At 68.1% G+C, this 12,118-nt stretch carries 15 protein-coding genes and 1 pseudogene; 2 read left to right on the top strand and 14 right to left on the bottom strand.

The window, feature by feature from the left end; all coding sequences use genetic code 11:
* Nucleotides 1-35: 35 nt before the first annotated feature.
* The 14 genes from ACQPYK_RS49635 to ACQPYK_RS49570 form a co-directional block, all read right to left on the bottom strand.
* Entirely contained in the window at nt 36-497 is a 462-nt protein-coding gene (locus ACQPYK_RS49635; RefSeq protein ID WP_433259252.1) for a hypothetical protein, read from the bottom strand.
* Between the two features lie 506 nt (nt 498-1,003).
* Nucleotides 1,004-1,768: a hypothetical protein gene (locus ACQPYK_RS49630; protein WP_433259250.1), complete on the bottom strand. Its 765-nt coding sequence runs from the start codon at nt 1,766-1,768 to the stop codon at nt 1,004-1,006.
* Entirely contained in the window at nt 1,765-1,971 is a 207-nt protein-coding gene (locus ACQPYK_RS49625; RefSeq protein ID WP_433259249.1) for a DUF4314 domain-containing protein, read from the bottom strand. The genes ACQPYK_RS49630 and ACQPYK_RS49625 overlap by 4 nt, the downstream gene beginning before the upstream one ends.
* A gap of 547 nt (nt 1,972-2,518) precedes the next feature.
* The gene (locus ACQPYK_RS49620) at nt 2,519-3,232 is read right to left on the bottom strand and encodes a hypothetical protein (protein WP_433259247.1); all 714 of its coding nucleotides are present in this window, start codon (nt 3,230-3,232) and stop codon (nt 2,519-2,521) included.
* Nucleotides 3,229-4,182 (bottom strand): DNA-processing protein DprA, encoded by a 954-nt coding sequence (locus tag ACQPYK_RS49615; RefSeq protein WP_433259246.1) that lies wholly within the window; start codon nt 4,180-4,182, stop codon nt 3,229-3,231. Before ACQPYK_RS49615 ends, ACQPYK_RS49620 begins: the two co-directional genes overlap by 4 nt.
* 190 nt (nt 4,183-4,372) lie before the next feature.
* On the bottom strand, nt 4,373-4,825 hold the full coding sequence (locus ACQPYK_RS49610; RefSeq protein ID WP_433259245.1) for a hypothetical protein: 453 nt from the start codon (nt 4,823-4,825) through the stop codon (nt 4,373-4,375).
* Nucleotides 4,826-4,900: 75 nt separating this feature from the next.
* On the bottom strand, nt 4,901-5,404 hold the full coding sequence (locus tag ACQPYK_RS49605) for a hypothetical protein (RefSeq protein WP_433259243.1): 504 nt from the start codon (nt 5,402-5,404) through the stop codon (nt 4,901-4,903).
* A gap of 479 nt (nt 5,405-5,883) precedes the next feature.
* Nucleotides 5,884-6,528 (bottom strand): hypothetical protein, encoded by a 645-nt coding sequence (locus ACQPYK_RS49600; protein WP_433259242.1) that lies wholly within the window; start codon nt 6,526-6,528, stop codon nt 5,884-5,886.
* A gap of 101 nt (nt 6,529-6,629) precedes the next feature.
* A complete protein-coding gene (locus tag ACQPYK_RS49595; protein WP_433259241.1) occupies nt 6,630-7,007 on the bottom strand; it encodes a hypothetical protein in 378 nt (125 codons plus the stop codon).
* 227 nt (nt 7,008-7,234) lie between these two features.
* On the bottom strand, nt 7,235-7,723 hold the full coding sequence (locus ACQPYK_RS49590; RefSeq protein WP_433259240.1) for a hypothetical protein: 489 nt from the start codon (nt 7,721-7,723) through the stop codon (nt 7,235-7,237).
* Nucleotides 7,720-8,166, bottom strand: coding sequence for a hypothetical protein (locus tag ACQPYK_RS49585; protein ID WP_433259238.1), 447 nt, complete (start codon nt 8,164-8,166; stop codon nt 7,720-7,722). The genes ACQPYK_RS49590 and ACQPYK_RS49585 overlap by 4 nt, the downstream gene beginning before the upstream one ends.
* A 576-nt stretch (nt 8,167-8,742) precedes the next feature.
* Nucleotides 8,743-9,420, bottom strand: a complete 678-nt coding sequence (locus ACQPYK_RS49580; protein WP_433259236.1) for a hypothetical protein — start codon at nt 9,418-9,420, stop codon at nt 8,743-8,745.
* A 77-nt stretch (nt 9,421-9,497) separates the two neighbouring features.
* The gene (locus ACQPYK_RS49575) at nt 9,498-9,641 is read right to left on the bottom strand and encodes a hypothetical protein (RefSeq protein WP_433259234.1); all 144 of its coding nucleotides are present in this window, start codon (nt 9,639-9,641) and stop codon (nt 9,498-9,500) included.
* A gap of 85 nt (nt 9,642-9,726) precedes the next feature.
* Complete coding sequence (locus ACQPYK_RS49570; protein WP_433259233.1) at nt 9,727-9,984, bottom strand: hypothetical protein; 258 nt, start codon at nt 9,982-9,984, stop codon at nt 9,727-9,729.
* 304 nt (nt 9,985-10,288) lie between these two features.
* Between ACQPYK_RS49570 and ACQPYK_RS49565 the strand changes: the two genes are divergently transcribed.
* Together ACQPYK_RS49565 and ACQPYK_RS49560 are read left to right on the top strand one after the other, a co-directional pair.
* Nucleotides 10,289-10,627: a helix-turn-helix domain-containing protein gene (locus tag ACQPYK_RS49565; protein WP_433259232.1), complete on the top strand. Its 339-nt coding sequence runs from the start codon at nt 10,289-10,291 to the stop codon at nt 10,625-10,627.
* A gap of 167 nt (nt 10,628-10,794) precedes the next feature.
* Nucleotides 10,795-12,104 (top strand): annotated as a pseudogene (locus ACQPYK_RS49560) (DDE-type integrase/transposase/recombinase).
* Nucleotides 12,105-12,118: the final 14 nt, after the last annotated feature.

Genomic DNA, 12,118 nt, shown 5'->3' with positions numbered 1-12,118 from the left:
GGCACGCTCAGGCTCTGTGGTGCGTGCAGGGCCCGTCATGGCTGCTCGCGCTTTGCGGCCGGGGAGGGATCCGCCCATGAGTGGATGATCCCGCGGGCGATTTCCCAGGCCGGGACGCGGCTGTTCGGGCCGCCGATAGGAGTCCGCACCGGGGAGTCGTCGAGGAGCTGGGTGATCTGCTCGCCGCCGGACAGAATCAGGTGAATGCCCTCCACAGCGGTGATGGTGGTGTCCTCCCACCGGATGGGGCGCTTGCCCACCATGGTGACGGTCCGGCCGACGAGCCGCTCGGGATGCTGCTCGATCTCGTAGCTTTGGAACGTCTCCTTGCTGCGGCGTTCGGCGAGCACGAGGGCCGCCCCGGCGGCCCAGTTCTCGCGCTCCGTCGCGGACGTGCTGTCCCAGAGGGCGCGGGACATCTCAAACACCTCGTCGGTGTACGCCGCATCCTCGGGCAGCTCGGTCCAGGAGTGATCGGCCATGAGGCGGATCTTCATCAGTGTCCTCTCGCTGTGGCCAGTGGTTCGGGTTGTTGTCTTGGCGCCTGGGTCGTCTCGATCGCGGGTTCCTGCAGCGCAGGAAGGCTCGCCGAAGGCGACCGCGAAGCGGCTTCGGCCTTCCGGAGCGGAAGGGTTCCGCGATAGACCCAGAAAAGGCGCCGAGATGACAACCCGGATCGGGACCTTCCCGGGAAACGAACCAGACGTTCCTTTCGCGCCCCGGACGGCGAGCTCGGGGTTGAAGCCTGAGTACAAGAATCAGCAGCAGGGTGGGGAACTCTCGCAAGACCAGGACGCCGTCGTTCCAACCGCCTGTCCCGCTCATGGCGCTGGTGCCGGTGGTATCAGCGCGATCGAATCGCTCTGGGACGGCCGAGCCAGCTGCGGCGGCACAGGTTCTCGATCGCGGCGCGGTTGCCGCTACCTAGCGGGGCGGCCCAGCCTGTAGACCATGATGTAGCGGTCGAGGTCCGGATGGGTTTTGAAGACGAGGTGCGCGATGGTTACAGCTCCACCCATCCGTTGGTCCTTTCGTTCAGGTACTCGATCGACGTGCAGCCGGTGCTGCTCTTGGCCCGCTCCAGCAGCATGAACAGCAACGCGGGACCGCCGTCTTCTGCGATGATGCGACCTTCGTAGCCGAGGTTTCCGTCAGCATCCCGCAAGCGGAACTGCGTGCCTTCTCCGCGCTCCAGCCTGCTGAGAATCTGCAGCTGTATGTTGTGCGGACCGAAAACCAGCGCGTCATCGTTGGCGGCATGCTTTCGGGTGATGAGCCACCCCCACGGGGTGCCCACCGCCTGCTGGGCATAGTTCACGACCAGGGCAACAGCCCTGACACGCAGCTGATGCTCGCCGATCGGCGTATCGTCCACGGCGACGGCGTGCCACATTTCCGACGTGGCGTTCCACCACAGGTGGCCGATCTGCCGGGCAGCGCGGTGCACGTTGATCCGCGACCCGGAGGTGCCGGTCAAGGTGACGTCCGTGTAAGCGTCCGCGCCGGGGTCCAGGTCACTCTCGTGCAACAGGGCGGCGGTGTCGACGTTGAGATACCGGACGCTGAACGTGTAGTCGCCGTCAGCTGTGGCGGTCACGAGGTCAGCCACCTGCCGGGCGTAGGCGAGGAAGCCCACAGCCACATCAACCGGGGCGATGACAGTGGCGGCGCCCTCGGTTTTCAGGTGGAGGAGGTGGCCGTGCTCGACGTCTTCAGGCAGGGCGGGAAACACCTCAATGCGGGTGTCTACAGAAAAACGCGTCATCACGAGGTGGGCCTTTCGAGGAGCCGGATCTCGTCGCCCTCGTCGAGCAGCATGCTGAGACTGGAACCGTCATCCCAGCGCATGCCGACAACCTTCATGCTGTGGTCGACGCGGGTGACCGTACCGCGGTCGCCGGGCTGAAGACGAGTGTGTTCGTCCGTGGTCCGGACGAGTTCAACGCGATCATTGCGCTGGAAGTTCACCATCAGGTGGACCTTTCGGCTCAGCGGGGAAACGAAGGCGGGGCCGCGCAGCGTCTGCTGCGCGGCCCCGCCGAGATGTCGGTCTACGGCCGGGCTGATCCCATCCACATGGGCCGCGGCCGGGCGAGAGTGACGAGGTAGGGCTGACCGCAGGAGGCCGTCCGGTAGTGGTGGCCGTAGTGGGCGGCGTGCCAGTGGGTACGCCCACAGAAAGGACAGTCATCGACGACGGCGAGCCGGCGTCCGGCGCGGTCGACGAGCCGTGCCTGCACACGGGTGGTGACCAGGCACAGCCCGACCTGGCACGGTTCAGCGGTGTGCGTGCAGACAATGGCGCACCGAGGACTGCAGCGGCCGCGGCCTTCAGGGCGACGGCAGATGCGGCAGACGGGCCGGCACGCCTGAGCCTGGGCCTCCTTGCTGCGGCGGGCATGCGGCAGGTGAGTGGATGGCCGTGAGCGCTTCACTCGGTGCTGCGCGGCATCCCCGGGGAGGTCGTCGGTGGTGACCTCGGTGTCGTCCCACAGGCTGCCCTGACCAGCGCCTTCGGTCACGATGGCGGTTCAGGACGTGTCGTGCGGTCGCGGCCCAGGTAGCCGGCGCGCCGGGGGCACGAGAGGTGGTCCCGTTCTCCCGGCTCGGGGCATGTGCCTTTTCGTGAGTAAATCGAGTCTCCGCACTGGCACCGCTTCCGAGTTCGGCGCGGAACCATAGGCACATCGACGGCCTGGACGGTGAAGCAGGCGAGGTAACCGCCATCGTCTTCCTGTATCAGCGCTGCCTGATACAGCACGCGGCACCACGGGCACATCAGCGGCCCGTCCTGCTCGGCGTGCTCCAGGGCCACCCGAATCGTGCGGCTGCAGCACGGCGCGGTGGTGCGCACCGCGCTGCCGGTGTAGGTCCAGCCGTCCTCGTCCCAGGCGTCCGGGTCGTCGGACTCCGTCCAGCGGCGCACAACGCAGCCCGGTGCGAGCACCGCCACATCGACGGCCTGATGAGGGCCGAACACAACCGGCCGGATCGGCGCCGGCTCCTGGTCGGGGATGTGGCGGCGGTCGAGCCCGAAGACGGCTTTGGCCCGCTCGGTGATACAGCGGATGACCATCATCAGCTCGTCGGGGGTGCCGGCGACGACGCACCGTTGGTGGCTATGATTGTCGCGCAGGACCAGGCCGTAGCCGAGGTCGTCGTCGAGACCCTCCACCGCCGCGGGCTGAAGGTCCACCTCCGTACGGAAAGCCGCGCAGGTCGGGAGGGTCATGCGTGCTCCTGCGGATCGGCATCCAGCGCCGCCAACGCGATCACGTGCTCCGGATTGTGGATGAGTACCGCCCTGCGGTCGCGAATAAGCCAGTTGCAGGGTTGGGACCTCCCGGACGCGATCGGCCCCGGTACCGCGCCCAGCGGCCGGCGCAGCATCTCGGCGCGGTTGGCGATGGCCATCGTGCCGCCGTCCCAGGTTGCCTCGACGATCACGGTAGCCTGCCCCAGGGCGGCGGTGATGCGGTGACGGGCCCACGTCCGCCACCACGTGGAGATGGTGCCGGGAGGACACTCACTGATCAGGACCCCCTGGTCGGCGATGACATCGAACAGATAGTGGTGTCCTTGCGGGTAACGCATGTCGATGCCCGAGGGCAGCACCGCGACGGTGGCCCCCAGCTCGCCCAGCGCTCCACGGTGTGCGGCTGCACCGATTTCGGGGGTGAGTTCGGAGACGACCGTGTAGCCAGCTTCTCCGACACCTGACGCGAGACGGGTCGCCACGTGGACGCCGTAAGGGGTGCCGGCCTGGGATCCGGCGATCGTCACCGCCCGCTGGCAGGCGGCTCGCAGGTCGACGGGCCCACGTGCCCACAATCCTAGGGGTTGCGCCAATCCTAGGGGTTGCACCGTACCAAGATCGTCTAGGCAGGTAGGCCACTCGGCGGCGGCAGGGGTGAGGAAACGGGCTCCGCTCTTCTGCCCGGCCTCCAGGTCGGCTACCGGATCGGCCTTTTCGAGGCGCTTCTGCCAGTCGGGCAGCTGCCGTGTCAGCTCGCCGGCGTCGTCGTCCTCGGCTGCCGCATGCAGTTCCTTCAGCGTGCCGGACCGGATCGCCTCGACAGTTGCGACGGCTCCTAGGTTCTGGACCAGTTGGCTGATGAGCAGGCTGCCGGGCTCGGCCAGGCGCATGAGTGTAAGACGGGACAGCAGATCGGAATCGGTCATCGCCGGATCACCTTCTTTCAGACAGGGCGGGCTCGGCAACGTGTGCTGTGCCCCGCCGGGTGGAGGATGTCAGCGCCCGAACGACGGGCACAGGGTGAGGATTCGCTGGCCGCAGCGGGACATCGGAAGAGGAGCGTGACCAGCAGGGCCGCAGGTAGAAGGGAAACTGCAGGGGGCGCGAAGGCAGGCTTCACTTCTCAACGATGAAGATGCGCCCCAGCGGGCAAGGGGGCGGGCAGCAGGCGCCGTCGGTGGAGCAGCCGTTGGCGCACCAACTGCACTCCTGGGGGCATGCGCGGCCGGTGCCGGTGGCGCATTGGCCGGGGTCGCAGGTGCAGCACGAGGGGCGTTCACCGGGGGTTGCCGGGCAGTGCGGGTGGGCGTAGACGCAGGCGTGGATGCCCAGCACGGTGATGCCGCCGGGCTGATAGGCGCCGATGGCTAGACCCCGGGCGATACTCGTCAGGACTCCAGAGAGTTTCGCTTTGGGGTCGGGGAACATGAGCTGGTCGGCACGGGAGGCGATGGTCTGCGCGTCGGCGGCCGCCGGGTCCCGGCGTTCCTCGAACGTCGTGTTCTTGAACTCGGCGATGAGCAGCGGGAGGAGTCCCAGCAGCGCGAGGCGAAGCTGGATGAGCTTCATCAACACCTCCTTGTTGTCAGCTGGGCGCCCGAGCCCTGGCCGGGGTCATGCGATCGCCGCACCGGCCAGTGCGCTTCAGGAGACACAGCGGAAGGTGCGGCGCGCACGCTGAGCGCGGCGCTCGGCGAATTCGGCGGCCCACATCTCGTAGCGGGCTCGGAACTCCTGATCGGCGGGAGTGTCGAGATTGGGGTGCCGGATGTGCCGGGGCTTGAGGTGCTCGGGGCATCCGGTGCCGTCACCGGGGCTGTGATTGGCCGCCCAGGCCAGCCCGCACGCACACCGGGTGCGGCCGTAGTCAGGGTCGTTCGTGGTGTGGATGGCGCGGCCGCCGGGAGTGTACCCATAGCGGGGAATCTCGTTTTCAGCGGCGCTCTTCCACTGCTGAAACCCCTGCGGGTCGATCGCGGGATCGGGTTCGTAGTGCAGCGTGGTCGCCACGTACAGGTCCCGGCGAGCAGCATGGGCGGCCATCCAGTCAGCGTGGATGCGGGGTGGCCGGTCGGGATCAAGTTCGGCGAGAGCCTGCGCCATGTGGGCGTCGTGGAGTTCCTCAGCCTGCGGGCACCGTGTGGCCACGGAGAAGTGCAGAGAGAACCGGCCAGGGTGCCCCTGGTAACACACCGTGCAGCCGCATCTGAGGAACCGCCAGCCGGACAAGTCGGGCAGGGCGAGTTCATGAGCAGCGGAAGTCACCGAGGCCACTGCGTCATCTGCGGGAACATGATTCACCATGGACCGGGAGGTGCGGGCGGATGCGCTCGCGCCGGAATCGGCCATCTCACGGCCTTCCTTCCTGAGGGTGGGGCTCGGCTTGCTTGCGGGCCCTGTGCCGGGGAAACCACAGCGATGTTTGGGCGGCCGGGAGCTTCGCGGTGAGGGTGACAGGCCGCAGTGCCGGTTGTCGGCGCTGGAGGGCGAGCTGGTGCCGCGGAGGAGGCGGACGACCAGATGGTGGCGCCGGAGGTCTGCTGGTGGATCCCCCGGCACCGGAGGTGAGTTTCCTGGCCGGCGGGTCACGTCCAGCGCGGCTGCCGTTCGCGCGATCTACCGATCCGTCAGCCCACCTGGGACTTTCTCGAAACACTGGCGAGCGTTACCGGTTGCGGGTAGGGGTACACCCACAGGCCTCGCGCGCCGTCGGCGATTGCGTTCGCGGCGCTGGGGCGCTGGTGGCCTCCACCCTTTGGGCCCTTGGAGACCCGGATGCGCTTGAATCCGTCGAACTTGTACAAATTTCCGGGCGTGCCGGGCAGACTTGTGCTCGCCAGTGCCTCGATCTGTGACTGCCCGCACAACTCGGCGCTGCGCGCATCCCAGCGGGGGTACGTTCCCAGCCAGAGTGGAACAAGGTACTCGCGCGTGATGCGCAGCACAGCCCGCAGGCACTGCTGGTCACGGCGGTCCGGGCTCCGTGCGATTCTGGCAAGATCCACAGTGTTATACCTGTGCCAGCCTTGCGGTTTGCACACGCTTGGGTTGATTGTGCTGGCCAGCACGACGGTGGCTGCTCGCCGGCCGCGGTCCTCCATCACGAAGGCCAGGCTGCCGAATGGACGGGTGTAGGGCCTGCCGGTGGGATGTTCGGCATCGGGCAGGTGCAGGGGGTGGCGCCAGGCGATCAGGTGTTCCTCGGCCTCGGCCACATCCACTTGGTAGAACGCGACCATAGGTGACAGCCGCAGGGCCAACTGGCGGCTCATCGGGGCTCTATTCCCTGTGGGCGTGGGTTGCCAGGTTCGTGTTCGGTAAGCAGGTCGCGGGCTTGGTCGATCATCGCGGTGATCCTTTCCGGTATCAGCGGTCAGGACTGGATGACCTCGTAGCCGTCCGGCAGGGCCACAGCGCGTGCGCACCCATCGCACTCGTAGCCGTCCGTCTCGAACGACGAGTCACCGGTGCATGCCTTGATCGCGCTGGTCTCCTCGTCGTCGATGACCAGGTGGTTGCTGCGGGTCGCCACGTCCAGCTCGAAGATCTGGTTGGTGGCGCCGCAGTCGCCGTAGGGGCAGACGAGCTTGCCGTCTTCGACGAGCACGGCCGGCTCGTCGTTCTTTTCGGGGATCACTGCCTCGCAGCACGCCGAGACGATCGTTCCCCGCGAATCGCCGCGGGTGATGATGCGTGATGTCTCACCGCACGTTGGGCACTTCATGCGGGCCGGGGGGATGCCGTCGGTCACGAGTTCCTCCGTTGGTTGCGGTACCGCTATCGGTCCCGTCACCAGAGGGGGGCCGATGCGGTGGTTAGAGCCTGACCCAGGGCCCGGTGCGCGGGACCAGATGTCAGACGGTGTTGGTCACTGAGTGGCGGGCCTTGGCCAGGCGTCCGCTCGCGGACGCGCAGGACGACGTACACGCTGTCCAGGGCCTTGGTCACGTCGTCGCCTTGACCGGGCGGTGTCCGTGGTCATAGCTGGCCTTCCGTGGGTCCGATCGGAAGTCCGTGGCGGGCGTCGTGCGGGCCGAGGATCACCTTCACCCCGAGCTCGGCGGCGCGGGCGAGCGCGGCCGGCCCGTCTGCGGCCCACTCGCGGACCCGCCACGTTCCCTTGCGCTGCTCGCACAGGGCGTACTCGCCGTACTCCGCGTCACGGTCACCGTGATTGCCGACAGCGATCGGGCCCATCGGCCGGTAGCGGTCGGTGCCGTCCGGCAGGGTCACTTTGTGCCGCCCGTGCGGCTGGCAGTGCTTGCATGGCATGGTTCGGGAGGTGAAGATGCCGTCGTAGGTGCCGGTCACCTCGGTGACCCCTTCGATGTCCTTGAGCTTGGGGCAGCCGGGGACGTGGAAGTCCTTGCCGCAGACGCCCGGGGCTAGCGTGTAGGTGTGCTCGCCGTCCGGGTCCTGGTAGACCGGGTGGTTGAGCAGCGCGATCGGTCGGCGAACCGGCCTCACGCCGTCACCTCTTTCTCGGCGCGGACGTGCGTGGTGTACGGCTCCCCCAGGCTGCCGTTGTCGTAGCGGACGACGAGCCGGACCTTCGCCTCGTTGGGGATGATGTCCTCCACCACCCCGGCCCGGCCTCCGACGACGACCCGCTGGCCGCGGGCGAAGGCCGACATGGACGCCCGGTCGCCGCACAGGTAGCGAAACATCATGCTGAGCGACAGCACGCCCGCCAGGTAGGACTGGCCGGGGTACTGGATCGCGGCCAAGGACGCCGTCTGCCCCTGGCAGGTGACGATGACAGTCCAGTTGTCGCGGGTCAGGGTCAACTTGGTGACGCCCTCCGCGTCGGTCGCCCCGGTGGTGATGGCCCACCCGCTCAGGCCCGCCTTCGTGACGATCACGCTGCGGCTGGTGTTCGGGTTGGCGGCGGGGCGGATTCTCCGGGTCATCGTGTTCCCTTCTTCGTAGATGGAGTCGGGCAGGTCAGCGGGGGCGTCACAGTGGCAGAGGCCGACGAGCATGCCGCCGCCGCGCAGGTCCAGCTATCACCGGTCCGGCGCGGGCGGCATGTACTGGTTGAGCAACAGCCCGGCGATCTGATTGCGCGGCTGCTCTCCGGGTGGGCCAAGCGGGCCTGGCCGATGGCCAGTTCGACGTCGATGAGCGACAGGATGCCCGAATCGTCCAGCAGATCGGCGAGTTGAGCACAGATGACGTCAGACATCTGCAGGGGCGCCTCAGTAACCGGACGGAGTCGGCAGGCGGCCGCCCGAGTAGTGCGCGGCCGCCTCCGTCATTGTTGGTCGTGCGGAAGGCATGGGTGGGTTTGGTGGAAGATCCTGAGGAGAGAGGTTCGGGTCGGCTGGCTAGGCGTTCCTGGCCGACGGCGCTGTCGTGGAACAGGGCGTGGCATTGCACCCGGCCGTGGTGGCGGGTTCTCCGTCAGGGCGTCTTCCGCCCTCGGCGCGGCGCTACCGGTGTCCTTCGGATAGGGCGCGGGTTCGCCTGGGTAGGCCGTGAGGTGGTTACGCGTCTCCCCGGCTGGTAGGCGGCGATACCGTCGGGTGGTCTGGGTTGTCGCCGGGTGCGATAACCGTCAGCGTGCTCGGGTCGATGTCTGCGTCGTACAGCACTCTGGTGGGGGACTTCCAGCAGGGAACACCGTCCGGGCGGACGACGCGTAGCATCGTCTCGCCGCCGGGAGTGCGCACGACGCACCCGTGGGTGAACCCGCTGAACTCCTCGATGCGGGTGGCCCGCAGTTGTCGGGCCTCGTTCATGCGCTGCTTAAACGTCGTCTCGGTCTGCTTCAGGTTCCAGCCAGTAGCCTGCACGTCCCACCCGTACGGGGTGTATTCGGACAGTTTGCCGACAACGTGATCGAGCGGCACGATTGTGCCGTTGCCGAGCCCAGGGAACACGGGGTCGTCGTCCAGTTGCCGAGTGGCCTCTTTGGCCGGGTTGTAAGGAAGCCGACCGGTGATGATGTACAGCGGCCGCGGCTCAGGCAGTGCCCTGATCACCTTGACCTGCTCGATCGAGTAGCCCTCGGTGGACCACTGGCCCGCAATGTACTTTTCGGCGAGTTCGGGGGTCTCGGCGATCACCTCCACGCTGTCGCTCTTGTCCTCGTACATGACGGCGTACATGACGATGACGTCCGCGTACCGGGGGTCGCGGGTGAGGTTCGAGTCCGTGTCCACGACTTGTCCTTTCGCTGGTGTATGCAGGTCGTGTGGCGTGGTGAATGTCTCGTGGCCGCGTTGTGGGTGCGGTGTTGTCACACGGCGCTGCTGGCGCGGCAGATGCGGTACCCCTGGTCGCGCGGTATGAGGAAGGCGCATCCGTGGCGGTGGGTGCCGTGGCCGGTCAGCAGGTGGAGCTGGTAGGCATTGATGGCGCCGCCCTGGTGTAGTGCGGTCACGTACTGGTCCGCGAGTGGGGACGTGTGCGGCAGCCGGCGCGTGGCGGGCTGGCGGGCGGGCCTGCCATGAGGCTCCGGAAGTCCATCACAGGTCGAACTTTTCGGTGAGCATGTGGACGATCTCTGCGGCGATGCGCCGGTCGGCGTCCGGGTCAGGCTCCTCGATGGCCGTGATCACCGGCTCGTCGGCTTCATAGATGGTGAACAGCTCGGGGTGTTGAACGTCGCTGAAGATGCCTACGAACGCGGCGAATTGGGGGCATCCTGTCTGCCGACAAATTCGGATGCATGTCCCTGGGACCCATGAGTTCATCGGCGGCGGCACCTTGCCGACCAAGGGCATGCGAAGGCCCTCCCGGTGTCTCTTTTGGCCGAGTGCCCGGGAGGGCCGTGTAGCGCACGGAGGCGCTGTGCTCACGGTAGGGGCGAACGCGGCGAAGGTCGAGTGCCAGTTGTCCAACGGGGAGTTGGCATGCCCGGATTGCGGTGATTCGCTGGGCCCGTGGGGATGGGCTCGGGAACGGGTGCTGCGAAGCGGCTCGATGCCGGTGACGGTTCGTCCCCGGCGAGCCCGCTGCGCGGGATGTGGTGTCTCGCATGTCCTTCTCCCGGTGTTCGCCCTGGTCAGGCGAGCGGATCTAGCGGAGGTGATAGGGGCTGCGCTGGCGGCGAAGGCGGCCGGGGCAGGGGCCCGGGCGATCGCAGCAGCACTTGGCCGGCCGGTGGAGACGGTCCGCGGCTGGCTGCGGCGCTTCGCCGGCCGGGCCGAACAGGTGCGGATCCGCTTCACGGTGCTGCTGGTGGACACCGGCGTCGATCCAGTGCCACCCGCACCGGCCGCGACGCCGTTCGCTGACGCGGTCGCCGCGGTGGTCGGCGCGTCGGTGGCGGCGGCCTCACGCTGGCCGGATATCGGTGAGGTGTCGCCCTGGCGGCTGGCTTGCGCGGTGAGCCGGGGCCATCTGCTGGCCCCCTCCTGGCCTTGATCGTCGATCAACACCAGCCGCCCCTGACCCCGGGCGGCGAGTGTCTGCGAGCCTTCGCGGGTCCTGTCACATGACAACCCCCCAGGAAGGTCGCGTTGACAACGAAGAAGGACGATGACCAGGCCGCACGCCTGGAGCGAGCCCGGCAGATCGGCCTGTTTCGCTACATGCTGATCAGGGAGGCGGCCGACCCGACGCTCACCGGGCGCCAGCGCGGCGCATTGGTGCGCGCGCTGGCCGGCGTCCCGCACACCGACCCCGACGGCCGCACCGTCTGGATCACCCGCTGGACGCTGGATCGGTGGATCTCTGAATGGCGCCGGGGCGGCTTTGACGCCCTGGTCCCCTCCCCCCGCCAGTCCCAGCCCCGCACCCCGCCGGAGGTGTTCGAGCTGGCCACCGCGTTGAAAAAGGAGAACCCGTCGCGGTCGGCCGCGCAGATCCGCCGCATCCTGTCGGCCCAGCACGGCTGGGCGCCGGACGAGCGGACCTTGCAGCGGATGTTCGTGCGCACCGGCCTGAACGCGCTCAAGGCCCCGGCCGAACCGGCGGTGTTCGGCCGGTTTGAGGCCGATCGGCCCAACGAGATCTGGACCGGCGACGCGTTGCACGGCCCCCGCATCGACGGCCGCAAGACCTACCTGTTCGCCTTCATCGACGACCATTCGCGGGCGGTGGTCGGCCATCGCTGGGGCTTTGCCGAAGACACCGTCCGCCTGGCCGCGGCGCTGCGTCCGGCGCTGGCCGCCCGAGGCGTCCCCGAATACGTCTACGTCGACAACGGCTCGGCGTTCGTGGACTCCTGGCTGCTGCGGGCTTGCGCCAAGCTCGGCATCAAGCTGGTCCACTCGGCGCCGGGCCGCCCCAGGGCCGAGGCAAGATCGAGCGGTTCTTTCGGACAGTGAACGGCGAATTCACCGTCGAGATCGCCTCCGGCGAGGGCGAGGCAGGACGGCAGATCGGGAACCTGGCGGAGATGAACCGGCTGTTCACCGCCTGGGTCGAGGGCGTCTATCACCGCCGCACCCACTCCGAGACCGCCATGGCCCCGCTGGCTCGCTGGATGAACGGCGCCCCGTTCCCCGTCCCGGCTCGGGCCGACCTGGCCGAGGCCTTCCGCTGGTCGGAGCACCGCACCGTCTCCAAGACCGGTCTGGTCTCCTTGCACGGCAACCGCTACCAGGTCGACCCGACGCTGGTCGGCTACCGCGTCGAGCTGGTCTTCGACCCGTTCGACCTGACCTTCCTGCGGGTGCGCAACGACGGCCTGGACGCGGGCACCGCGCTGCCGTTCCAGATCAGCCGCAACAGCCACCCCAAGGCCCGCCCCGAGGTCCCGGCCGAGGAACCCAAACCCACGACCGGCATCGACTATCTGGGCCTGATCGACGCTCAGCACAGCGCCGAACTCGCCGACAAGGTCAACTACTCCGCCCTGGGCTGGGAACCCCCGGCCGTCGACCTCACCGACCTGTGATCGGGCCGGCCAAC

It is taken from the genome of Streptosporangium sp. CA-135522 (genome assembly GCF_050949235.1).
GTDB lineage: Bacteria > Actinomycetota > Actinomycetes > Streptosporangiales > Streptosporangiaceae > Streptosporangium.
The sequence above is the reverse complement of the archived record's forward strand: the minus strand, read 5'-3'. Positions and strand labels throughout refer to the sequence as shown.